A 23,336-nucleotide genomic window follows, 5' to 3' on the forward strand; every position below is an offset into this window, starting at 1 on the left:
CACTAAACAGGGAGATGTCTTGATGAAACAGCTGTACCTCGCCTCAGGCTCGCCGCGTCGGCGTGAACTGCTCACGCAGATCGGCGTGTCGTTCTGCGCCATCAGCGCGGACATCGATGAAACCCCTTTAGCTCAAGAATCCCCATCGGCCTATGTCGAGCGTCTGGCGCGTGGCAAGGCCGAGGCCGGGCGGGACGTTGTCGTGTCCGATGCGCAGTTTTGCGTCTTGGGGGCCGATACCGCAGTGGTGCTGGACGGGAAAATACTTGGCAAACCGGTGGACGAAGCCCAAGCGTGCGCCATGCTTATGCAGTTGGCCGGCCGTGAGCATGAAGTGCTGACCGCGATCGCCGTACTCGACGCAGAGCGCTGCGAGTCTCGGGTGGTGCGCAGTCTGGTGCGCTTTCGCAACATCAGTGGCGAAGAAGCGGCAGCCTATTGGGCCAGCCGTGAGCCTCGCGACAAGGCGGGCGGCTACGGAATTCAGGGACTGGGTGCGGTATTTGTTGCCGGGCTCAACGGCAGTTACTCGGCTGTGGTCGGACTACCGCTGTGCGAAACCGCAGAACTTCTCGGCTATTTCGGCATACCCTGTTGGCAAACCCTTAACGCGCGCTGAGCGCTGTACTGACAAGATGCAGCCATTATCGTGAATATGCCTGAACGAGACCCTGCCATGAGTGAAGAGATCCTGATCAACATCACGCCGATGGAATCGCGCGTGGCGGTGGTCGAAAACGGTGTTCTGCAAGAGGTCCACGTCGAGCGAACGCAGAAGCGCGGGATCGTCGGCAACATTTATAAAGGCAAGGTCGTACGGGTTTTGCCAGGCATGCAGGCGGCGTTCGTCGACATCGGTCTGGACCGCGCGGCGTTCATCCACGCTTCGGAAATATCCCTGCGCGAAGGTCCTGTCGTCGAAAGCATCAGTGCCCTGGTACATGAAGGCCAGAGCCTGGTGGTCCAGGTCACCAAGGACCCGATCGGCTCAAAAGGCGCACGCCTGACGACCCAGCTGTCGATTCCATCGCGTTATCTGGTGTACATGCCGCGCACCGCTCACGTCGGTATTTCGCTGAAAATCGAAGACGAGGCCGAGCGTGAACGCCTCAAGCAGGTGGTCACCGACTGTGTGGCCAAAGAAGGCATCATAGAGGCCGGCGGTTTCATTTTGCGCACCGCTGCCGAAGGGGCGGGCGCCGATGAAATCCTTATGGATATCCGCTACCTGCGCCGGCTCTGGGATCAGATCAACGAGCAGATCAAAACCATCAGCGCACCGAGTGTGATCTACGAAGACCTCGGCCTGGCGCTGCGGACCTTGCGTGACCTGGTGGGGCCGAAGATCGAGAAGATCCGCATCGACTCCCGGGAAACCTTTCAAAAAACAACGCAGTTCGTCGCCGAACTGATGCCTGAAATCGCTGATCGTCTTGAGCATTATCCGGGCGAGCGGCCTATTTTCGATCTGTACGGCGTTGAAGACGAAATCCAGAAAGCCCTGGAACGCAAAGTTCCGCTCAAGTCCGGCGGTTATCTGGTGGTCGATCCGGCCGAAGCGATGAGCACCATTGACGTCAACACCGGGGCCTTCGTCGGCCATCGCAATCTTGAAGAAACCATCTTCAAGACCAACCTCGAAGCCGCCACCGCCATTGCCCGTCAGCTGCGTCTGCGCAATCTGGGCGGGATCATCATCATCGACTTCATCGACATGGAAGATGAGGAGCATCAGCGCCAGGTATTGCGCACGCTCGAGAAGCAACTGGAGCGCGACCACGCCAAAACCAACATCATCGGCATTACCGAGTTGGGCCTGGTGCAGATGACCCGCAAGCGCACCCGCGAAAGTCTTGAACAGGTGTTGTGCGAACCGTGCAGCAGCTGTCAGGGGCGAGGCAAGCTGAAGACGCCGGAAACGGTCTGCTACGAAATTTTTCGAGAAATCCTCCGCGAGGCGCGCGCCTATCAAGCGGAAGGCTATCGTGTATTGGCGAACCAGAAAGTTGTCGACCGATTGCTCGATGAAGAGTCAGGTAATGTTGCCGAACTGGAAGGATTTATCGGACGCACCATTCGCTTTCAGGTGGAAACCATGTATTCCCAGGAACAATACGACGTGGTGTTGCTCTGAATCGCTGTGTTTCATCCTTGTTAAATCGGCTGGCCTCAGCTTTTTGCTGCATTTTCGCCATGGGAGCCACCTGACATGGAGCGTCTGACACGCATTTTGGTCGAAGTGACCCGCTGGGGTCTGGGCCTGTGCGCGTTGGTATTGGTGCTGATGGCGCTGTATGTCAGCCTTGGTCGAGAACTGACGCCGCTGGTGGCCGAGTACACTACAGAAGCCGAAACCAAAGCCAGCGAGGCCTTGGGCATACCGTTGAAAATCGGCAAGCTGGAAGGTAACTGGAGTGGTTTTGCGCCAATCTTGCTGGCTCATGACGTGACAGTCGGGGAGGGCGCCAATGCCTTGCGCCTGGACCAGGTCCGTGCGGTGCCGGACATGTTGGAAAGTTTATTGACTCGCCAGTTGCGCATCGCTCACCTGGAACTCAACGGCCTGAAGATCAGCCTCAAGGAAGGCGACGACGGGAAGTGGGCGCTTGAAGGTCTACCGGTGCAGCAGGATCAGCCGCTTGATCCTGAACAACTGCTCAACCGCCTGCAGATGGTGCAACAGTTATCGGTGATCGACAGTCAGGTGACATTGCAACCACTGGATCATCCGCCGCTGACCCTGACCTACGTCGGCCTTAATCTGAAAGTCGGTGCCGCCCGCCAGCGCCTTGATGCCCGTTTGACCTTGCCTGACGGCCAGCCCGTCGCCATGAGCGTGCGCACCCGAATACGCGCCAGTGAATGGCGCGACGGTGCAGCAGAAGCCTACCTGAGCTTGCCGCAGAGCGACTGGTCGAAATGGCTGCCCGAGCGACTGACCAAAGAATGGAATTTTTCCGAGATCAAGGCCGGCGGCGAGCTCTGGGCCAATTGGGGGCAGGGCACACTGCAAAGCGCTGCAATCCGCTTGAACGCACTGCAGCTCAAAGGGGCTTACGCGGAACGCAAGCCGATTCAGATCAACAATCTGGCGCTCACTGGTTATTTTCAGCGCAGTGCGGAAGGTGTCGTGGTCACGCTGGATCCCCTGGCCATGACCTTCGGCGAGACGCGCTGGGAATCGCATGTGCAATTCAAACAAACTTCAGCCACGGACAAGGCCGAAGAAATCTGGCACCTGCAAGCCGACCGCATCGACCTCACCCCGCTTACGCCGTTGCTGAACGCCTTGGGTCCACTGCCCGAAGGTGTTGCCACGGCGGTCGAACAGCTCAAGGTGACCGGCGGGTTGCGCAATGTGCTCATCGACTTCAAACCCAATGCCACCGATGACAGCAAGTTCAGCTTCGCCGCGAACCTCGACCGGGTAGGTTTTGACGCTTATTACGGTGCTCCGGCGGCGCGAAATGTCAGCGGCAGCATCAGCGGCGACCTGGGCAAGGGCGAGCTGCGCATGGACAGCAAGGACTTTGTCCTGCACCTGACCCCCATTTTCGCCAAGCCATGGCAATACATTCAGGCCAACGCGACGCTGACCTGGAAGCTCGACAAAGAAGGTTTCACCCTGATCGCGCCGTACCTCAAGGTGCTCGGCGAAGAAGGCAAGATTGCCGGCGACTTCCTGATTCGCCTGCGTTTCGATCCTGCTCAGGATGATTACATGGATCTTCGGGTCGGCATGGTTGATGGGGATGGTCGTTACACCGCCAAGTACCTGCCGACAATGCTCGGCCCGGCGCTGGACGAATGGCTGCGAACGGCGATTATCAAAGGCGCGGTGGACGAAGGTTTCTTCCAGTATCAGGGGTCGCTGAAATCTGGCGCCGGCGATACTGACCGCAGCATCAGCCTGTTCTTCAAGGTGCACGATGCCGAACTGGCTTTCCAGCCGGGCTGGCCACATGTCAGCAAGGTCACGGGTGATGTGTTTGTTGAAGACAGTGGCGTTCGGGTTCTGGCCAGCAAGGGCCAGTTGCTCGATACCCAGGTGCGCGATATTTATGTCGATATTCCTCATGTGCCTGATGGCAAAACCTCTCATCTATACCTCGACGGTGGATTCGCCGGTGGCTTGCGCGATGGCCTGAAAATTCTTCAGGAAGCGCCGATAGGCACTGCGGCAACCTTCGCCGGGTGGGAAGGTGAGGGCGATCTACAGGGCAAGTTGAAACTGGATATCCCGCTGGCCAAAGGCGAGCTGCCGAAGATTATCGTCGACTTCAAGACCGCCAAGGCGCGTCTGAAAATGGCTGAACCTGTGCTGGAGTTCACTCAACTCAAGGGGGACTTCCGCTTTGATAGCACCAAGGGATTAAGCGGGCAGCGCATCAGCGCCCGCGTCTTTGACAAGCCTGTCACTGCGCAGATTTTTGCCGATGGCAATGCGGGCAATCTCAAGACACGCGTCATGGCCACCGGTCAGGTCGAGGTCAAAAAGCTCACTGACTGGTTGCGCGTGACTCAGCCGCTACCGGTTTCCGGAGTGATTCCGTATGAGCTGGAACTGAACCTGGCCGGTGCTGACAGTCAGTTGATGGTCAACTCCTGCCTCAAAGGCGCGACAATCGACCTGCCGGCCCCGTTCGGCCTGACGGCCGGTACGTGCCGCGACACGTCGTTTCGCATGACCTTGCAAGGTCCGGAGCGGCGCTACTGGGTTAATTACGGTCAGTTGGCGAACTTTACATATGCAGCACCGGACGGAAATTTTGCCGGGGGGCGCGGTGAGCTGTTTCTCGGTGGTGGCGAGGCCGTATTGCCCGGTGTCAAAGGTCTGCGGGTGCGGGGCGTGCTGTCGGAGCTGGATGTCGGCCCGTGGAAGGATTTGCTGGATAAGTACGCCGGCCAGGTGTCGGGCGACAGTGCCAAACAGTTGCTCAGCAGTGCGGACTTCAAGGTTGGCAAGCTCAGTGCTCTGGGCGCTACCCTCGATCAGGCTTCTGTGCAGCTGAACCGAAAGCCCGCCAGTTGGGCGCTGCAACTCGACAGTCAGCAGGTCAAAGGTTCCGTCGGTGTTCCGGATGCGAAAGGCGCACCAATCACGGTCAATCTGCAATACGTACGCCTTCCCGCAGCGGATCCCAAGGTCGTGACCGACGAAAACGCGCCCGATCCATTGGTCACGGTGGACCCGACGAAGATTCCGGCACTGGACATCACCATTAACCAGCTGTTCCTGGGGCCGGATCTGGTGGGCGCCTGGTCAATGAAAATTCGTCCGACCGCGAGGGGCATTGCGCTCAATGCGCTGGACATGGGCCTCAAAGGGATTCTTTTGCAAGGCAGTGGTGGCTGGGAAGGCGTTCCCGGTAGCTCCAGCAGTTGGTACAAGGGGCGGATCAGCGGCAAGAATCTTGCCGATGCGCTCAAAAACTGGGGCTTTGCGCCCAGTGTCACGAGTGAATCGTTTCATTTGGATGTTGATGGTCGCTGGCCTGGTTCGCCGGCCTGGCTGGCCAGCAAGCGTTTCTCCGGCACCCTTGATGCAACGCTCACCAAGGGCCAGATTGTTGAGGTCGACGCCAGTGCCCAGGCCCTGAAAGTCTTCGGCCTGCTTAATTTCAACTCCATCGGTCGGCGCTTGCGCCTGGACTTTTCCGACTTGTTCGGCTCAGGCCTGAGTTATGACCGGGTCAAAGGTGTGCTGGTCGCGACCAATGGCGTCTACGTCACCCGTGAGCCGATCCGGATGACCGGACCGTCCAGCAACATTGAACTCAATGGCACCCTGAACCTGGTGGGTGATCAGATTGATGCCAAGTTACTGGTCAGTTTGCCGGTGGCCACTAACTTGCCGATCGCGGCGTTGATCGTTGGCGCTCCGGCAGTCGGCGGCGCGTTGTTCCTGATCGATAAACTGATGGGTGACCGCATGGCCCGTTTTGCCAGTGTGCAATACAACGTAAAAGGGCCCTGGAAAGATCCGAAAATCACCTTCGACAAGCCTTTTTGAAAAGCCACGTCTTACGCTGATGGAGTAGCATGACGCAGGTCCTGTAGCAGCCTTCGACCGCTGTTACAGGTGGCGGACTCTTCTCAAGTAAGGAAAGGCCATGTCGGTAGCGGTGATTCAGATGGTCAGCCAGAGCGACGTTCAGGCCAACCTGGCCCAGGCACGCCGGCTGCTTGAACAGGCGGCGGCCGGCGGTGCGCAACTCGCCGTGTTGCCGGAAAATTTCGCCGCGATGGGCCGACGCGACATTGCCGACATCGGCCGTGCCGAAGCGTTGGGCGACGGCCCGATCCTGCCATGGTTGAAACAGACAGCCATCGACCTCAAATTATGGATAGTGGCCGGCACGTTGCCGTTGCCGCCAGTGGATCAACCGACGGCGAAAGTGCATGCCTGCTCGCTGTTGGTGAATGATCACGGCGAGACGGTGGCGCGTTACGACAAGCTGCATTTGTTCGACGTAGACGTGGCAGACAATCGTGGGCGTTATCGCGAGTCCGATGACTATGCTTATGGCAGTGGGGTGGTGGTGGCGGATACGCCGGTCGGTCGAGTCGGGCTGACGGTGTGTTATGACCTGCGCTTCCCGGAGCTGTACAGCGAATTACGCGCCGCTGGAGCGGAGCTGATTACCGCGCCGTCGGCGTTTACGGCGGTGACCGGTGCGGCGCATTGGGATGTGCTGATTCGCGCTCGCGCCATCGAGACGCAGTGTTATGTGCTGGCGGCCGCCCAGGGTGGGATTCATCCGGGGCCGCGCGAAACCTGGGGGCATGCCGCAATCATCGACCCCTGGGGGCGGGTGCTGGCGCAACAGGATCAAGGCGAGGCCGTGCTGCTGGCCGAACGCGATAGCAGCGAACAGGCGTCCATCAGGGCGCGGATGCCGGTGTCCAGTCACCGGCGCTTTTTCTCGCAGGGCGCTCAGCGACCTGCCTCAGAACGATGAATTTAAGGCGTAAAGCATATGAGCGAGTTGTTGTCCTCAGTCAGTGAACACCTCCTGGCGCCCGGCGGCGTAACGATCGAGAGCCTGCAAGGCGTGCTCGGCGATCTGGCCGGCCCGGGCATCGATGCCGCCGACCTGTATTTCCAGGGGCAGATTTCCGAGTCCTGGGCGCTGGAAGACGGGATCGTCAAGGAAGGCAGCTTCAACCTCGACCAAGGTGTCGGCGTGCGTGCACAGTCGGGTGAAAAAACCGGTTTTGCCTACAGCAATGCCATCACCCTGGAAGCCCTCGGTGCGGCGGCCCGTGCCGCGCGTTCGATCTCCCGCGCTGGGCAGAATGGTACGGTACAGGCGTTCACGACTCAGGACGTCGCCCAGTTGTACGGGCCGGATAACCCGCTGGAAGTGATGACCCGCGCCGAGAAAGTCGAACTCCTCAAGCGCATCGATGCCGCCACTCGTGCCCTCGACCCGCGTATCCAGCAAGTGACCGTGAGCATGGCGGGTGTGTGGGAACGTATCCTCGTCGCGTCCACCGATGGAGGCCTGGCCGCCGACGTGCGGCCGCTGGTGCGCTTCAATGTGAGCGTGATCGTCGAGCAAAACGGTCGCCGCGAGCGCGGTGGACATGGCGGCGGCGGGCGTACCGATTACCGTTATTTCCTCAGTGACGACCGCGCCATGGGCTACGCCCGTGAAGCGTTGCGTCAGGCGCTGGTCAACCTTGAAGCCATTCCGGCTCCGGCCGGCACGTTGCCGGTGGTGTTGGGTTCCGGCTGGTCCGGCGTGCTGCTGCACGAAGCGGTCGGCCACGGTCTGGAAGGCGACTTCAACCGCAAGGGCAGCTCCGCCTACAGCGGGCGCATGGGCGAGATGGTTGCGTCCAAACTATGCACCATCGTCGATGACGGCACGCTGGCAGGCCGACGCGGCTCCCTGAGCGTCGATGACGAAGGTACCCCGACCGAGTGCACCACCCTGATCGAAAACGGCGTACTCAAAGGCTATATGCAGGACAAGCTCAACGCCCGCCTGATGGGCGTGGCCCGTACCGGCAACGGTCGACGCGAATCTTATGCACACCTGCCAATGCCGCGCATGACCAACACTTACATGCTGGCGGGCGAAAGTGATCCGGCAGAAATCATCGCTTCGGTGAAGCGCGGCATCTACTGCGCCAACCTCGGTGGTGGGCAAGTCGACATCACCAGCGGCAAGTTTGTGTTCTCCACCAGCGAAGCGTATCTGATCGAAGACGGCAAGATTACTGCGCCGGTCAAAGGCGCGACATTGATCGGCAACGGCCCGGAAGCCATGAGCAAGGTGTCGATGGTCGGTAACGATCTGTCGCTGGACAGCGGCGTAGGGACGTGTGGCAAGGATGGGCAGTCGGTGCCGGTGGGTGTCGGCCAGCCAACGCTGAAAATCGATGCGATCACTGTGGGTGGCACAGGGTCGTAAGAAAGGATGGAGCCTCGGGTGAGGCGCTTGGCGACTCACCCGATTCGGGACTTAACGCAGACCGCGTTGAGTCTCGTCCAGCTCACGGATGTACTTGAAGATTTTACGGCTCGATGCCGGTGGCTTGTTGGTCGCCAGTTCGTGCTGGGCCTGACGGATCAGGGAGCGCAATTGCTGACGATCAGCCTCCGGGTATTCGAGCACGAACTTCTCCAGGACTGCATCGTCGCCCGCGATCAAGCGATCGCGCCAGCGTTCCAGGCCATGGAAACGTTCGTTGTACTGCCGGGTGGAGGCATCGAGTTGATCGAGCAACGTCAGAATGGCGTCAGTGTCCTGATCGCGCATCAGTTTGCCGATGAACATAAGGTGCCGTTTACGCGCGATATTCGCGGTGTGCTTGGGCGCATCGGCCAGTGCCCGGCGCATAGCGTCGGTCAACGGCAGTTTTGCCAGCAAGTCAGGCTTGAGTGTTGTGAGGCGCTCGCCAAGGTCAACCAGAGCATGAAGCTCGCGTTTAACCTGGGATTTGCTTTTTTCTCCCGTATCGAGGGAGTCGTCGTAAGAATCAACCATGGTGGCCGTCCGCAAAGAAACGCCGCCATGATAACCAGTCGGGGGCCGCTTGTCCGGCCCGGTCGCTCGAAGGCCATACCGAAAGCAGAATTTGAGTGGAGAACAGCATGAGTGCAGTTGAAAGCGTCGGCCCACAAGCGTTGCCGGCACTGCAAGAACAAGTCGAGCAGATCATTGCTGAAGCCAAGCGTCAGGGCGCCAGCGCCTGCGAAGTCGCTGTGTCGCTGGAGCAGGGCTTGTCGACGTCGGTGCGCCAGCGTGAGGTCGAAACCGTCGAATTCAATCGCGATCAAGGCTTTGGCATCACCTTGTACGTCGGCCAGCGCAAAGGCTCGGCCAGTACCTCGGCGAGCGGTCCTGACGCCATTCGCGAAACCGTCGCGGCGGCACTGGCCATCGCCAAGCACACTTCCGAAGACGAGGCTTCGGGCCTGGCTGATGCCGCGCTGATGGCTCGCGATCTTCAGGACTTTGACCTGTTCCACCAATGGGATATCACCCCGGAACAAGCCATCGAACAAGCGCTGGCCTGCGAAGCCGCCGCGTTTGCCACCGACAGCCGGATCAAGAATGCCGACGGCACCACGCTCAGCACCCATCAGGGATGCCGCGTGTACGGTAACAGCCACGGCTTTATCGGTGGCTATGCGTCGACGCGCCACAGCCTGAGCTGCGTGATGATCGCCGAGGCCGATGGCCAGATGCAGCGCGATTACTGGTACGACGTGAACCGTCAGGGCAATTTGTTGGCCGACCCGGTGAGCATCGGTCAGCGTGCCGCGCAACGGGCCGCGAGCCGTCTGGGCGCACGTCCGGTGCCAACCTGCGAAGTGCCAGTGCTGTTTTCCGCTGAACTGGCCGGTGGTTTGTTCGGCAGCTTCCTGTCGGCCATTTCCGGCGGCAGTCTGTATCGCAAATCATCGTTCCTGGAAGGCACGCTGGGTCAGAAGCTGTTCCCGGAATGGCTGACCATCGATGAGCGTCCGCACTTGATGCGCGCCATGGGCAGTTCCGCATTCGATGGTGATGGCCTGGCGACTTACGCCAAACCGTTCGTCGAAAAGGGTGAGTTGGTCTCCTACATTCTGGGCACGTACTCCGGGCGCAAGCTCGGGATGCCGAGCACCGCTAACGCCGGCGGCGTGCACAACCTGTTCGTCACCCACGGGGATGAAGATCAGGCCGCTTTGTTGCGCCGCATGGGGCGTGGCTTGTTGGTCACAGAGCTGATGGGCCAGGGCCTGAACATGGTCACCGGCGATTACTCCCGAGGCGCGGCGGGTTTCTGGGTCGAGAACGGTGAGATCCAGTTCGCGGTGCAGGAAGTCACCATTGCCGGCAACATGCGTGACATGTTCAAACAGATCATTGCGGTCGGTAATGACCTGGAGTTGCGCAGCAACATTCGCACCGGTTCGGTGCTGATCGAGCGGATGACAGTGGCGGGTAGCTAACCCTTACCGCTACACAAAAGGCGCGCCACCCCATCGGGTGGCGCGCCTTTTTTATGCGCCTGGCACCAGCCCCCTGTAGGAGTGAGCCTGCTCGCGATTGCGGTGGAACATCCGCCAACGATGTCGACTGACACTGCGCCATCGCGAGCAGGCTCGCTCCCATAACTAACACTGAGCAAGTAGCGAGTTGTTTTGTTTCTCATTATCATCCAATAATAAATCTCATTACCAAATGAGCCCGGATCATGAGTTCTGCCTTGCACGAGCAACCGTACCTCGAAAGCTGGCGCTGGATGAGTCGCCAGATCCGTTGCGCGATGGACCGAATAGACAAACCCTGACGAATAAGAACACTGATTTCCACGTGTTGCTCCTGGGACAGCATGGGCAGCTCGCAAAAGCTGCATTTTGCCCAAGTGGGTCAGTTTTCAACCGGTAGGGTGGGTCAGTTTTGCATCGGTACTGACAGCAGGATGTGCCAGAAGGGCTGGTGATTGCGTTGGTGTTGGCCGGGGCGGGGATGTCGAGGGTCAAGGCATTTCTGATCGGTGCGGCGTCAGGCGTGGTCGAACCGATATTCGCGCTGTTGTGCGCGTGGCTGGTGAGCTTTGCCGAGCTGTTGTTGCCTTTAGGCCTGGCGCTGGCGGCGGGGGCAATGCTACTGGTGGTCATCCACGAAGTGATTCCCGAGTCACGACGCAATGGTCACGACAAGCTCGCTAGCCTTGGCTTGCTGATCGGGTTTTGTCTGATGATGGTGATGGATACGGCGTTGGCCTGACACGAATTTTGTAGCAGCTGGCGCAGCCTTCGGCAGCTGCTACAGGCGCGGTATTATTCGCCTTCGTCGAAGTATCTGTTGATCAAATCCACCAATGCCTGCAGCGCTTCATCAGCTTGCTCGCCTTCAGTGCTCAGGTGGATTTTGGTGCCCTTGCCCGCAGCGAGCATCATCATGGCCATGATGCTTTTGCCGTCGACCGTAGTTTCCGGCGTGCGTCCTACCCTAATCGTGCAATCCTTGAATTCACCGGCAACGCCAACAAATTTTGCAGAAGCACGGGCGTGCAGGCCCAGCTTGTTGATGATTTCGATTTCCAGAGCAGGCATCGCGATGTGAATCCTTTAGCTGAGGTCGCGGTGGCGGACCTGGACGTTCTTCAGGGATTGTTGCAGAACCTGGCCCAGACGTTCGGTCAGGTAGACGGAGCGGTGATGTCCTCCGGTGCAGCCAATGGCGATGGTGACATAAGCGCGGTTGCTCGCGGCAAAGCGCGGCAGCCACTTGAGCAAATACGAGGATATGTCCTGGAACATCTCTTCGACGTCCGGTTGGGCTGCCAGGTACTCGGCCACCGGTTGATCGAGCCCGGATTGCGCACGCAGCTCTGGCTTCCAGTAGGGGTTGGGCAGGCAGCGCACGTCGAACACCAGGTCCGCGTCCACCGGCATGCCACGCTTGAAACCGAATGACTCGACCAGGAACGCAGTACCGGCTTCCGGCTGATTCAGCAGGCGCAGCTTGATGGTATCGCGCAGCTGATACAGGTTCAGGTTGGTGGTATTGATTTTGAGATCTGCCAGATCGGCGATGGGCCCCAGCAGATTGCTTTCGTCCTCGATTGCCTCGGCCAACGAACGGTTGGCGGTGCTCAGCGGGTGACGACGGCGGGTTTCGGAAAATCGCTTGAGCAGGGTTTCTTCGTCGGCGTCCAGGTACAGCACATCGCATTTGATATGCCGGCTACGGACTTCCTCGAGCAGTTCGGGAAACCGCGAAAGGTGGCTCGGCAGGTTACGCGCGTCGATGGACACAGCGACAAGCGGTTGCAGCAGTTCGGTATGAATCAGCGCTCGTTCGGCGAGTTCCGGCAGCAGGCCGGCGGGCAGGTTGTCGATGCAGTAGTAGCCGTTGTCCTCGAGAACATCGAGGACGGTGCTTTTACCTGAGCCGGAGCGGCCGCTGACGATGATCAGGCGCATGATTAGTGACCGTTCTGCTCGTCCAGGACAACCTGATACAACGCTTCATTGCTCGGGGCGCTGCGCAGTTTTTCACGCACCTCCTTGCGATCAAGCATGCTGGCGATCTGGCGGAGCAATTCCAGGTGTGCATCGGTGGCGGCTTCCGGGACCAGCAGCACAAACAGCAGGTCAACCGGGGCGCCGTCGATGGCGTCGAAATCGATAGGGGCTTCCAGGTGCAGCAGCGCACTGATTGGCGAGGTGCAGCCTTTGAGCCGGCAGTGGGGGATGGCGATGCCGTTGCCGAAACCGGTAGAACCGAGTTTCTCACGGGCAATCAGGGCCTCGAAGACGTCCTGCATTTCCAGATCCGGTACTTCGCGGTGGATAAGGTTGGCAATTTGCTCGAGGGCTTTCTTTTTACTGCCACCCGGCGCGTTCACTTGAGAACGGCCGGGGGTCAGGATGGTTTCTAGTCGGATCATGGATTGGGGGGGTTAACGACCGGTTGCGCCCTGGAGGAGGCTCTGGGTCTTTTCCTTATGCTTTTTGAGTTGTTTATCCAGCTTGTCGGTCAGTGAATCGATCGCCGCGTACATATCGGTATGTTCCGCGTTTGCGACCACTTCATTGCCGGGAATATGCAGGGTGGCTTCGATTTTCTGCTTCAGCTTCTCGACCGTCATCGTGACCTGCACGTTGGTTATCTTGTCGAAATGCCGCTCTAATCGTTCGAGTTTTTCGCCGATGTAGGCGCGCAGGGGTTCGGTCACTTCCAGTTGGTGTCCACTGATGTTGACTTGCATACAGCTTCTCCTTCGTTGCCAGTGCATAAAGCGGTAGATCAGATGATCTACCACTGGAACGCTGTGGCGTGGCTCTACATCAACCGCTTGCGTTCGCTCGAAGGCGCGATCCCGAGGGACTCGCGGTACTTGGCGACGGTGCGGCGAGCCACCTGAATGCCTTGTGCCTCCAGTAAACCAGCGATCTTGCTGTCACTCAACGGCTTTTTCTGATTTTCCGCGGCAACCAGTTTTTTGATGATCGCGCGGATCGCTGTGGACGAGCATTCACCGCCTTCGGACGTGCTGACGTGGCTGGAAAAAAAGTATTTCAGCTCGTATATACCCCGAGGGGTATGCATGAATTTTTGCGTGGTCACCCGTGAAATCGTCGATTCGTGCATGCCCACGGCTTCGGCAATGTCATGCAGGACCAGCGGCTTCATGGCTTCGTCGCCGTATTCCAGGAAGCCGCGCTGATGCTCGACGATCTGGGTGGCGACTTTCATCAGTGTTTCGTTACGGCTTTGCAGGCTCTTGATGAACCAGCGGGCCTCTTGCAACTGATTGCGCATGAATGTGTTGTCGGCGCTGGTGTCGGCGCGACGGACAAACCCGGCGTATTGGGCGTTGACCCGCAGCCGTGGCACCGATTCCTGATTCAGCTCCACCAGCCAGCGTTCGTTATCCTTGCGCACGATAACGTCGGGGACGACGTACTCGGCTTCGCTGGATTCGATTTGCGAGCCGGGGCGCGGGTTGAGGCTCTGGACCAGTTCGATGACCTGGCGCAGTTCATCTTCCTTGAGCTTCATCCGGCGCATCAGCTGGGAGTAGTCGCGGCTGCCGAGCAGATCGATGTAGTCGCTGACCAAGCGCTTGGCTTCGGCGAGCCAAGGCGTCTTGGCTGGCAATTGGCGCAATTGCAGCAGCAGGCATTCGCCCAGGTTGCGAGCGCCGATACCGGCTGGCTCGAATTGCTGGATGCGATGCAGGACGGCTTCGATTTCGTCCAGTTCGATGTCCAGTTCCGGATCGAAGGCTTCAAGGATTTCCTCGAGGGTTTCATCCAGATAGCCCTGATTGTTGATGCAGTCGATCAGGGTCACGGCGATCAGGCGATCGGTGTCGGACATCGGTGCCAGGTTCAGTTGCCACAACAGGTGGCTTTGCAGGCTCTCGCCGGCCGATGTGCGAGTGGTGAAATCCCATTCGTCGTCATCGTTGCTCGGCAGGCTGCTGGCGCTGGTCTGGTAAACGTCTTCCCAGGCGGTATCGACCGGCAGCTCATTGGGAATGCGTTCGTTCCAGTCGCCTTCATCGAGGTTGTCCACCGTCGGGGCGGTTTCCTGGTAGGAGGGTTCCTGAATGTCGGCGTTGGGTGGCTGCTCGGCTTTGTCGGCCAAGGGGTCGGCGTTGTCGAAGTCGTCGCCTTCTTCCTGGCGTTCGAGCATCGGATTGGACTCCAGGGCCTCCTGGATTTCCTGTTGCAGATCCAGGGTCGACAATTGGAGCAGGCGGATGGCCTGTTGCAGCTGCGGTGTCATCGTCAGCTGCTGGCCCATTCTCAAGACTAGCGATGGTTTCATGGCAGGGGCTTAACACCTTATTCGCCGGCGCACATGCGCCATCCACTACAGGGCGCCGGAGCGCCAAACATAAGCAAATTATATGCCTGAAACTGAAGTGTTTGCCTAGAGCGCCGTAACAATAAAAACCTGTTGATTTTTACCGCGATTAGCGCTCAGTCGACTAGCCAGACACCTCAACGCTTACAGGCGGAACTCATGGCCCAGATAAACTTCCTTGACGAGATCATTGGCCAGGATAGTGGCGGCATCGCCTTCGGCGATCAGCTGGCCATCGTTGACGATGTAGGCTGTTTCGCAGATATCCAGGGTTTCACGGACGTTGTGGTCAGTGATCAGCACGCCAATGCCCTTGGCCTTGAGGTGGTAGATGATCTGTTTGATGTCGCCGACCGAAATCGGGTCCACGCCGGCGAAGGGTTCGTCGAGCAGGATGAATTTCGGGTTGGTAGCCAGTGCCCGGGCGATTTCCACGCGGCGGCGTTCACCACCCGACAGGCTCATGCCAAGGTTGTCGCGGATGTGGCTGATATGAAATTCCTGCAGCAGGCTTTCCAGCTCTTTGCGACGCCCGGCCTTGTCGAGTTCCTTGCGCGTCTCGAGGATGGCCATGATGTTGTCGGCCACCGAGAGTTTGCGGAAGATCGACGCTTCTTGCGGCAGATAGCCGATACCGGCCTTTGCGCGACCGTGCATTGGCTGGTGGCTGACGTCCAGATCGTCGATCAGAACGCGGCCCTGATCAGCCTGCACCAGGCCGACGATCATGTAGAAACACGTGGTCTTGCCGGCGCCGTTAGGCCCCAGCAGGCCGACGATCTGACCGCTGTCGATCGACAGGCTGACGTCGCGCACGACCTGGCGGCTCTTGTAGCTCTTGGCCAGATGCTGAGCTTTCAGAGTTGCCATTACGGGGCCTTTTTCTCGTCGGTTTTCGGCTTGGGCTGGATCACCATATCGATACGCGGACGCGACTCGGTCACCTTGCTGCCTGTAGCGCGACCGGCGCTGGCAAGCTTTTTCTCGGTGTCGTAGACGATTTTCTCGCCTTGGGTGATGTTGTTGTCCTTGTCGACCACTTTTGCCTTGTCGATCAGAACGACGCGATTTTGCGCGGCATGGTACTGGATGGTCACACCCCAGCCCTGGACAGGCTTGGAATCGCCCTGGGTTTGCAGTTGCTCGAAGTAGGCGAGGTTGCCCACCGAAGTCACCACGTCGATGTCACCAGCCGGGGTGCGGGTCATGGTCACGGTGTTGCCGGTGACCTTAATCGAGCCCTGCGTGATGATCACATCGCCTTTATAGGTGGCAACGCCATTCTTGTCGTCCAGTTGGGCGTCGTCGGCTTGTATGCGGATAGGCTGCTCTTGATCGTTCGGCAGAGCCCAGGCGCTCACGCTTCCCAGTGCTGCGCCCAGACTGAGCAAAATAGGGAGGGTTTTAACGAGCCTCATACTGTCCTCTTACGTTAGATAGCAGGTGTATCCTGCTTTCTTTCAAATACGCTTTCATTCCGATGCCTGTCGATACACCGCCAGCGCCGTCGATACTAACGGGTTGATCGGTCTGCGCATATTGCTGCTGCGGGAACACAGTCATACGGGTTGTGGTAATCAGGGTCCTGCGATTTTTTTCGTCGAAACGGGTGATGCGCACCGAATCAATCAGCTCGACCTGAGTGCCGTCCGGGTTGACTTCCCCGTGTTCACTCTGGACGTGCCAGGGAAACTCGGTGCCGCGAAACATGTTCAGGTCGGGATTAGTCAGCAACGTGACTTCGGACGCCTTCAAGTGTTCGACCTTGTCGGACGTCATTTCGTACTGCAGTCTGCCGTCCGGCAGGAACTGCACGCTGTGGGCGTTGAGCGCGTAATAGTCGATCGTGCTTTCATCGAGCTTGGCCACAGGCTTGTCGAGGAAGCGTTCCGGACTGATGTTCCAGTAGCCGACCGCCGCGAACAGCGCGGCGATGCAACTGAATAGCAGGATGTTACGAAACTTTTTGCTCAGCATAATGGGCTCACAGGTACGCAGCGTTGGCCGCATCGAGGCGGCCCTGGGCGCGCAGGATCAATTCGCAGAATTCGCGAGCGGCACCCTCGCCACCTCGGGCAACGGTAATGCCATGGGCGTTTTCACGCACGAAGCTGGCGGCGTTGGCTACCGCCATGCCCAGGCCGACGCGGCGAATCACCGGCAGGTCCGGCAAGTCGTCACCGAGGTAGGCCACTTGTTCATAGCTTAGGTTGAGTTGAGCCAGAAGCTCGTCCAGTACTACCAGTTTGTCTTCGCGCCCCTGATAAAGGTGGGGAATGCCAAGGTTTTTCGCGCGCCGTTCGACCACCGGGGTTTTGCGGCCGCTGATAATAGCGGTCTGCACGCCCGCTGCCATCAGCATCTTGATGCCTTGGCCATCGAGCGTATTGAACGTCTTGAATTCACTGCCGTCTTCGAGAAAGTACAGGCGCCCGTCAGTCAGCACGCCATCGACGTCGAACACCGCGAGTTTGATCTGTTTGCCGCGTTGCAGCAGGTCCGTGTTCATTACATTACTCCCGCACGCAGCAAATCGTGCATGTTCAAGGCGCCGACCGGACGGTCTTCGCTGTCGACCACGACCAGGGCGTTGATTTTGTGGTCTTCCATGATTTTCAGGGCCTCGGCGGCGAGCATTTCGGCGCGGGCGGTCTTGCCATGAGCGGTCATGACCTGATCGATGGTGGCGCTGTGGATGTCGATGCTGCGATCCAGTGTGCGACGCAAATCACCGTCGGTGAAGATCCCGGCCAATTTACCGTCAGCTTCCAGAATGACGGTCATGCCCAAGCCCTTGCGGGTCATTTCCATCAAGGCGTCTTTAAGCAGGGTGCCGCGCTGAACCTGTGGCAGCTCTTGCCCAGCGTGCATGACATTCTCCACTTTCAGCAGCAGGCGTCGGCCCAGCGCGCCACCGGGGTGGGAAAAGGCGAAGTCTTCAGCGGTAAAGCCGCGCGCCTCCAGCAATGCGACGGCCAGGGCATCGCCCATCACCAGGGCGGCCGTGGTGGAGGAGGTGGGTGCCAGGTTCAGCGGGCAGGCCTCGTGTTCGACGTGAACATTGAGGTTGACCTCGGCGGCCTTGGCCAGCGGGGAATCCGGGTTGCCGGTCACGCTGATCAATTGAATGCCCAGACGCTTGATCAGGGGCAGCAGGGTCACGATTTCATTGGTGGAACCGGAGTTCGAAAGGGCCAGGATGATGTCATCCCGCGTGATCATACCCATGTCGCCGTGGCTGGCTTCGGCCGGGTGGACGAAAAATGCCGTGGTGCCGGTGCTGGCCAGGGTCGCGGCAATCTTGTTGCCGATGTGTCCTGATTTACCCATGCCCACCACAACCACGCGGCCCTTGCTGGCCAGAATCATCTCGCAAGCGCGTACAAAATCTGCGTCGATGTGGGGCAGCAAGCCTTCTACGGCTTCCAGTTCGAGGCGGATGGTGCGTTGTGCTGATTGAATCAGGTCGCTGGATTGGCTCATGTCAGAAATCGTATAGCCTGATGAAAAGGCGGCGATTATAGCGGTAATGATCAAAACCCTCACGCAAGTTCGTCACGCTTTGGCATTCCCGCTTACACAATCCCCTCTAAACAAGGCTGTTTGCCTGTCATGTTGCTGAACATGGACCGGCGTGGGCCTTGGGCGCATGGCCTTTGCAGTGATATAGTTCGCGGCCAGTTCGGCCTGCCCGGGGAGGTATGTGCTTTCGTCAGAGAGACAGGCGTCCGAGTAAGAGGCTGCATCGCAAGGAGTTTAGATGAGTGCCGATAACGCCTACGCGGTCGAGCTGAAGGGACTGTCCTTCAAGCGCGGTACGCGCAGCATTTTCAATAACGTCGATATCCGTATCCCGCGCGGCAAGGTCACCGGCATCATGGGGCCTTCCGGGTGCGGCAAAACCACGCTGTTGCGGTTGATGGGCGCACAATTGCGTCCGACAAAGGGCGAAGTCTGGGTCAACGGCCAGAACCTGCCGAAGTTGTCGCGCAGTGATCTGTTCGATGCGCGCAAGCACATGGGCGTGCTGTTCCAGAGTGGCGCCCTGTTTACCGACCTTGATGTGTTCGAGAACGTCGCCTTTCCGCTGCGCGTTCATACCGAGCTGCCGGAAGAAATGATCCGTGACATCGTCCTGCTAAAATTGCAGGCGGTGGGCTTGCGTGGCGCCATCGACCTGATGCCTGACGAATTGTCCGGTGGCATGAAGCGTCGTGTAGCGCTGGCCCGGGCGATTGCCCTTGATCCGCAGATTCTCATGTACGACGAGCCTTTTGTCGGCCAGGACCCCATCGCCATGGGCGTGCTGGTGCGCTTGATCCGTCTGCTCAACGATGCGCTGGGTATCACCAGTATCGTGGTGTCCCACGATCTGGCCGAAACCGCGAGCATCGCCGACTACATCTATGTCGTCGGCGAAGGCCAGGTTTTGGGGCAGGGGACTCCCGAAGAGTTGATGAACTCGCAGGAGCCACGGATCCGTCAATTCATGACCGGCGAACCCGACGGTCCGGTCGCATACCACTTTCCAGCGACGGATTACCGCGCAGATCTTCTGGGGAAGCGTTGATGCGCAAGATTTCACTAATAGAGCGCGTGCGCCGGTTTGGCCACGCCGGCATCGACGTGCTGGCGGTGTTCGGTCGTTCGACGATATTCCTGTTTCATGCCTTGCTCGGTCGCGGTGGCATCGGCGGCGGTTTTGGCTTGCTGATCAAGCAACTGCATTCAGTGGGCGTGATGTCCCTGGTGATCATCGTGGTCTCCGGGGTGTTCATCGGGATGGTGCTGGCGCTGCAAGGCTTCAACATTCTGTCGAGCTACGGCTCGGAGCAGGCGGTTGGGCAGATGGTTGCGCTCACGTTGCTGCGAGAACTGGGGCCTGTGGTGACGGCGTTGTTGTTCGCCGGGCGTGCCGGTTCGGCGCTGACTGCCGAAATCGGCAACATGAAATCCACCGAACAGTTGTCCAGTCTGGAAATGATTGGTGTCGACCCGCTCAAATACATTGTTGCCCCGCGCTTGTGGGCCGGCTTCATTTCCCTGCCGGTGCTGGCGATGATCTTCAGCGTGGTGGGTATCTGGGGCGGTTCGTGGGTGGCTGTCGACTGGCTGGGTGTATATGAAGGCTCCTACTGGTCGAACATGCAAAACAGCGTGACGTTCACTGATGATGTGCTCAACGGCATCATCAAAAGCATCGTCTTCGCGTTCGTCGTGACCTGGATCGCCGTATTCCAAGGCTATGACTGCGAACCCACTTCCGAGGGGATCAGTCGTGCCACTACCAAGACCGTGGTGTATGCCTCTTTGGCTGTGCTCGGCCTGGACTTTATTCTGACCGCTTTGATGTTTGGAGATTTCTGATGCAAAACCGCACCCTGGAAATCGGTGTCGGCCTTTTCTTGCTGGCTGGCATCCTGGCTTTGTTGCTGCTGGCGTTGCGGGTGAGCGGTCTGTCCCCGAGTCCGAGCACCGACACCTATAAACTTTATGCTTACTTTGACAATATTGCCGGTTTGACGGTCAGAGCCAAAGTGACCATGGCCGGTGTAACCATCGGCAAGGTCACAGCGATCGATCTGGACCGCGACAGCTTCACCGGTCGGGTGACCATGCAACTGGAAAAGCGCGTAGATAACCTGCCGACTGACTCCACTGCATCTATCCTGACCGCTGGCCTGTTGGGCGAGAAGTACATCGGTATCAGCGTGGGTGGCGAAGAAGCCTTGCTCAAGGAAGGTGGAACCATTCACGACACCCAGTCGTCGCTGGTGCTCGAGGACCTGATCGGTAAATTTTTGCTCAATACTGTAAGCAAAGAAGCCAAATGAGGAGCTTTTGAATGATCTCTACCTTGCGACGTGGCCTGTTGATAGTACTCGCGGCACTGCCGTTGATGGCTAACGCCGTAGCGGCGCCTTCCGCGCACGATCTGGTACAGGACACCACCAACCGGATGCTGGCCGATCTGAAGGCCAACAAAGAGAAGTACAAGCAGGACCCCCAGGACTTTTATACGGCGCTGAACACGATCGTCGGGCCTGTGGTGGATGCCGAGGGTATTTCCAAGAGCATCATGACGGTCAAGTATTCAAAAAAAGCCACGCCGGCGCAGATGAAAACCTTCGAAGAGAACTTCAAGAGGGGCCTGTTCCAGTTTTATGGCAATGCGTTGCTTGAGTACAACAACCAGGGCATCACCGTTGACCCCGCCAAAGACGAGTCTGGCGATCGCACCAGCGTTGGCATGACCGTAATAGGTAGTAGTGGCGCGATCTATCCTGTGTCTTACACACTGGAAAAAATCAATGGCGAGTGGAAGCTGCGCAACGTGATCATCAACGGGATCAACATCGGCAAGCTGTTCCGTGATCAGTTCGCTGATGCGATGCAGCGCAATGGCAACGACCTGGACAAGACCATCAATGGTTGGGCCGGGGAAGTCGCCAAAGCCAAGGCAACCACCGAGACTCAGGCCCAATGAGTGTGTCGGCCATTCGCATGAGCGAATCCGGCGAGCTGCGGTTGAGTGGCATGCTGGACTATCTCACCGGCCCGGATCTGCGCAAGCAGGGACAGGCGCTGATCAAGTCCAGCGCAGCGACTGAACTGGTGGTTGATTGTTCGGCAGTATCGAAGTCCAGCAGCGTCGGCTTGTCGCTGCTGCTGTGCTTCATGCGCGATGCAGAGGCGGCCGGCAAGGCGCTGAGCATTCGCGGGATGCCAGAAGACATGCGTGAAATCGCTCAGGTCAGCGAATTGACCGAGCTGTTGGCGCACCCCTGACCGCATCTATAAGCAAGCCCCCCGTCAGAGTCCTGCTTAGCGGGGTTCGCAGGCGCGGGGCTTTTTTGTATGATGTCCGACCCGTGCGCACAGGGCGCCGATTGAGGTTGAGCATGCAGGCCATAGAAGTGAAGAGCTTCCTTGAAGGAAAGCTGCCCGGAACGTTGGTAGAAGTCGAGGGCGAAGGCTGCAATTTCCAGCTGAATGTGATTAGCGATGAACTGGCGGCGTTGAGCCCGGTGAAGCGTCAGCAGCAGATCTATGCCCATTTGAACCCATGGATCACCGATGGCAGCATCCATGCGGTCACTATGAAATTTTTCAGCAGCGCGGCCTGGGCCGAGCGCACCTGAGCCCAAGGGCGTCGAGATTCTTATGGATAAATTGATTATTACCGGTGGCGTTCGTCTTGATGGCGAAATCCGCATCTCCGGGGCAAAGAACTCTGCCCTGCCGATCCTCGCTGCCACCCTGCTGTGTGATGGCCCGGTGACCGTGGCCAACCTGCCGCACCTGCACGACATCACCACGATGATCGAGCTGTTTGGTCGCATGGGCATCGAGCCGGTGATCGACGAGAAGCTCAGCGTCGAAATCGACCCGCGCACGATCAAGACCCTGATCGCACCGTACGAGCTGGTTAAAACCATGCGTGCGTCGATCCTGGTACTTGGTCCGATGGTTGCCCGTTTCGGCGAAGCCGAAGTCGCACTGCCTGGCGGTTGCGCCATCGGTTCGCGTCCGGTTGACCTGCACATCCGTGGCCTTGAAGCCATGGGCGCGGTCATCGACGTCGAAGGCGGCTACATCAAGGCCAAGGCGCCAGAAGGCGGCTTGCGCGGCGCGAACTTCTTCTTCGATACCGTCAGCGTGACCGGTACCGAAAACATCATGATGGCGGCTGCGCTGGCCAAGGGTCGCAGTGTGTTGGCAAACGCCGCACGCGAGCCAGAAGTGGTCGATCTGGCCAACTTCCTGAACGCCATGGGTGCCAAGGTTTCCGGCGCTGGCACCGACACCATCACCATCGATGGCGTCGAGCGTCTGCACACCACCACTTACAAAGTGATGCCCGACCGAATCGAAACCGGTACTTATCTGGTTGCTGCTGCCGTGACCGGCGGCCGTGTAAAGGTCAAGGACACCGATCCGACCATCCTCGAAGCCGTGCTTGAGAAACTCAAGGAATCGGGTGCTGAAATCACCTGCGGCGAAGACTGGATCGAGCTGAACATGCACGGCAAGCGGCCCAAAGCCGTCAACGTGCGGACCGCTCCATACCCGGCGTTCCCGACCGACATGCAAGCGCAGTTCATCTCCCTCAACGCCATTGCCGAAGGTACGGGCGCTGTGATCGAGACGATCTTCGAAAACCGCTTCATGCACGTTTACGAACTGCACCGCATGGGCGCCAAGATCCAGGTCGAAGGCAACACTGCCATCGTTACTGGCACCGAGACGCTCAAAGGCGCGCCAGTCATGGCCACCGACCTGCGTGCTTCGGCCAGCCTGGTCATCTCGGCGCTGATCGCTGAAGGCGATACCCTGATCGACCGCATCTACCACATCGACCGTGGTTACGAGTGCATCGAAGAGAAACTGCAAATGCTCGGCGCCAAGATTCGCCGCGTGCCGGGCTAGTTTCTGCAGCATGGGCACAGGGACGTGCCCGTTGGATTTGTTTCAAATCGGGGCTGACTTTTCATTATTGAGAAA

24 protein-coding genes and 2 pseudogenes are annotated in these 23,336 nt (G+C 58.8%); 15 read left to right on the forward strand and 11 right to left on the reverse strand.

What is annotated here, in order from left to right; all coding sequences use genetic code 11:
- The first annotated feature begins 22 nt into the window (after window positions 1-22).
- The 5 genes from J2Y56_RS18545 to tldD all read left to right on the forward strand — a co-directional run bounded on the left by J2Y56_RS18545 (window position 23) and on the right by tldD (window position 8,423).
- Window positions 23-619, forward strand: coding sequence for a Maf family protein (locus tag J2Y56_RS18545; protein WP_310351874.1), 597 nt, complete (start codon window positions 23-25; stop codon window positions 617-619).
- A gap of 57 nt (window positions 620-676) precedes the next feature.
- A complete protein-coding gene (rng, locus tag J2Y56_RS18550) occupies window positions 677-2,134 on the forward strand; it encodes a ribonuclease G (protein ID WP_007942771.1) in 1,458 nt (485 codons plus the stop codon).
- 75 nt (window positions 2,135-2,209) lie between these two features.
- Window positions 2,210-6,013, forward strand: coding sequence for a YhdP family protein (locus J2Y56_RS18555; RefSeq protein WP_310351876.1), 3,804 nt, complete (start codon window positions 2,210-2,212; stop codon window positions 6,011-6,013).
- A 100-nt stretch (window positions 6,014-6,113) separates the two neighbouring features.
- Complete coding sequence (locus J2Y56_RS18560) at window positions 6,114-6,962, forward strand: carbon-nitrogen hydrolase family protein (RefSeq protein WP_007942769.1); 849 nt, start codon at window positions 6,114-6,116, stop codon at window positions 6,960-6,962.
- Between the two features lie 18 nt (window positions 6,963-6,980).
- Window positions 6,981-8,423 (forward strand): metalloprotease TldD, encoded by a 1,443-nt coding sequence (tldD, locus tag J2Y56_RS18565; RefSeq protein ID WP_150782091.1) that lies wholly within the window; start codon window positions 6,981-6,983, stop codon window positions 8,421-8,423.
- 51 nt (window positions 8,424-8,474) lie between these two features.
- Here tldD and yjgA read toward each other — a convergent pair whose 3' ends face one another.
- The gene (gene yjgA / locus J2Y56_RS18570) at window positions 8,475-8,999 is read right to left on the reverse strand and encodes a ribosome biogenesis factor YjgA (protein WP_310351879.1); all 525 of its coding nucleotides are present in this window, start codon (window positions 8,997-8,999) and stop codon (window positions 8,475-8,477) included.
- Window positions 9,000-9,106: 107 nt separating this feature from the next.
- Between yjgA and pmbA the strand changes: the two genes are divergently transcribed.
- The 3 genes and pseudogenes from pmbA to J2Y56_RS18580 all read left to right on the forward strand — a co-directional run.
- Entirely contained in the window at window positions 9,107-10,453 is a 1,347-nt protein-coding gene (gene pmbA, locus J2Y56_RS18575; RefSeq protein ID WP_007942766.1) for a metalloprotease PmbA, read from the forward strand.
- Window positions 10,454-10,698: 245 nt separating this feature from the next.
- Window positions 10,699-10,776: pseudogene (locus J2Y56_RS28510) on the forward strand (FagA protein); the annotation flags it as partial.
- Window positions 10,777-10,922: 146 nt separating this feature from the next.
- Window positions 10,923-11,234 (forward strand): annotated as a pseudogene (locus tag J2Y56_RS18580) (ZIP family metal transporter); the annotation flags it as partial.
- Between the two features lie 53 nt (window positions 11,235-11,287).
- On the opposite strand, the gene J2Y56_RS18585 reads toward J2Y56_RS18580, so the two are convergent.
- The 10 genes from J2Y56_RS18585 to J2Y56_RS18630 form a co-directional block, all read right to left on the reverse strand.
- Window positions 11,288-11,563, reverse strand: coding sequence for an HPr family phosphocarrier protein (locus J2Y56_RS18585; RefSeq protein ID WP_007942762.1), 276 nt, complete (start codon window positions 11,561-11,563; stop codon window positions 11,288-11,290).
- 15 nt (window positions 11,564-11,578) lie between these two features.
- On the reverse strand, window positions 11,579-12,436 hold the full coding sequence (rapZ, locus tag J2Y56_RS18590; RefSeq protein WP_007942761.1) for an RNase adapter RapZ: 858 nt from the start codon (window positions 12,434-12,436) through the stop codon (window positions 11,579-11,581).
- 2 nt (window positions 12,437-12,438) lie between these two features.
- A complete protein-coding gene (gene ptsN / locus J2Y56_RS18595) occupies window positions 12,439-12,903 on the reverse strand; it encodes a PTS IIA-like nitrogen regulatory protein PtsN (RefSeq protein WP_007901530.1) in 465 nt (154 codons plus the stop codon).
- Between the two features lie 12 nt (window positions 12,904-12,915).
- The gene (gene hpf, locus J2Y56_RS18600) at window positions 12,916-13,224 is read right to left on the reverse strand and encodes a ribosome hibernation-promoting factor, HPF/YfiA family (RefSeq protein ID WP_007942757.1); all 309 of its coding nucleotides are present in this window, start codon (window positions 13,222-13,224) and stop codon (window positions 12,916-12,918) included.
- A gap of 74 nt (window positions 13,225-13,298) precedes the next feature.
- Window positions 13,299-14,792: an RNA polymerase factor sigma-54 gene (locus tag J2Y56_RS18605; protein ID WP_033048669.1), complete on the reverse strand. Its 1,494-nt coding sequence runs from the start codon at window positions 14,790-14,792 to the stop codon at window positions 13,299-13,301.
- Between the two features lie 183 nt (window positions 14,793-14,975).
- Window positions 14,976-15,701, reverse strand: coding sequence for an LPS export ABC transporter ATP-binding protein (lptB, locus tag J2Y56_RS18610; protein WP_007942755.1), 726 nt, complete (start codon window positions 15,699-15,701; stop codon window positions 14,976-14,978).
- Window positions 15,701-16,249, reverse strand: a complete 549-nt coding sequence (gene lptA / locus J2Y56_RS18615; RefSeq protein WP_310351884.1) for a lipopolysaccharide transport periplasmic protein LptA — start codon at window positions 16,247-16,249, stop codon at window positions 15,701-15,703. The genes lptB and lptA overlap by 1 nt, the downstream gene beginning before the upstream one ends.
- On the reverse strand, window positions 16,236-16,808 hold the full coding sequence (gene lptC / locus J2Y56_RS18620) for an LPS export ABC transporter periplasmic protein LptC (RefSeq protein ID WP_007942753.1): 573 nt from the start codon (window positions 16,806-16,808) through the stop codon (window positions 16,236-16,238). Before lptC ends, lptA begins: the two co-directional genes overlap by 14 nt.
- Before the next feature lie 7 nt (window positions 16,809-16,815).
- Window positions 16,816-17,340, reverse strand: coding sequence for an HAD family hydrolase (locus J2Y56_RS18625; protein WP_007942752.1), 525 nt, complete (start codon window positions 17,338-17,340; stop codon window positions 16,816-16,818).
- Entirely contained in the window at window positions 17,340-18,314 is a 975-nt protein-coding gene (locus J2Y56_RS18630; RefSeq protein ID WP_007942750.1) for a KpsF/GutQ family sugar-phosphate isomerase, read from the reverse strand. Before J2Y56_RS18630 ends, J2Y56_RS18625 begins: the two co-directional genes overlap by 1 nt.
- A 277-nt stretch (window positions 18,315-18,591) precedes the next feature.
- On the opposite strand from J2Y56_RS18630, the gene J2Y56_RS18635 reads away from it, so the two are divergent.
- The 7 genes from J2Y56_RS18635 (at window position 18,592) to murA (ending at window position 23,261) form a co-directional block, all read left to right on the forward strand.
- Window positions 18,592-19,401 (forward strand): ATP-binding cassette domain-containing protein, encoded by an 810-nt coding sequence (locus J2Y56_RS18635; protein WP_007942749.1) that lies wholly within the window; start codon window positions 18,592-18,594, stop codon window positions 19,399-19,401.
- A complete protein-coding gene (mlaE, locus tag J2Y56_RS18640; protein ID WP_007942748.1) occupies window positions 19,401-20,198 on the forward strand; it encodes a lipid asymmetry maintenance ABC transporter permease subunit MlaE in 798 nt (265 codons plus the stop codon). Before J2Y56_RS18635 ends, mlaE begins: the two co-directional genes overlap by 1 nt.
- A complete protein-coding gene (mlaD, locus tag J2Y56_RS18645; protein ID WP_007942747.1) occupies window positions 20,198-20,665 on the forward strand; it encodes an outer membrane lipid asymmetry maintenance protein MlaD in 468 nt (155 codons plus the stop codon). The genes mlaE and mlaD overlap by 1 nt, the downstream gene beginning before the upstream one ends.
- Window positions 20,666-20,676: 11 nt before the next feature.
- The gene (locus J2Y56_RS18650; protein WP_007942743.1) at window positions 20,677-21,318 is read left to right on the forward strand and encodes a phospholipid-binding protein MlaC; all 642 of its coding nucleotides are present in this window, start codon (window positions 20,677-20,679) and stop codon (window positions 21,316-21,318) included.
- A complete protein-coding gene (locus tag J2Y56_RS18655; RefSeq protein ID WP_007942742.1) occupies window positions 21,315-21,620 on the forward strand; it encodes a lipid asymmetry maintenance protein MlaB in 306 nt (101 codons plus the stop codon). The genes J2Y56_RS18650 and J2Y56_RS18655 overlap by 4 nt, the downstream gene beginning before the upstream one ends.
- A 113-nt stretch (window positions 21,621-21,733) precedes the next feature.
- Window positions 21,734-21,973, forward strand: a complete 240-nt coding sequence (locus J2Y56_RS18660; protein ID WP_310351887.1) for a BolA family protein — start codon at window positions 21,734-21,736, stop codon at window positions 21,971-21,973.
- A 22-nt stretch (window positions 21,974-21,995) separates the two neighbouring features.
- Window positions 21,996-23,261, forward strand: coding sequence for a UDP-N-acetylglucosamine 1-carboxyvinyltransferase (gene murA, locus J2Y56_RS18665; RefSeq protein WP_007942739.1), 1,266 nt, complete (start codon window positions 21,996-21,998; stop codon window positions 23,259-23,261).
- Window positions 23,262-23,336: the final 75 nt, after the last annotated feature.

The sequence above is a fragment of the Pseudomonas sp. BE134 genome (assembly GCF_031456105.1).
Lineage (GTDB): Bacteria > Pseudomonadota > Gammaproteobacteria > Pseudomonadales > Pseudomonadaceae > Aquipseudomonas.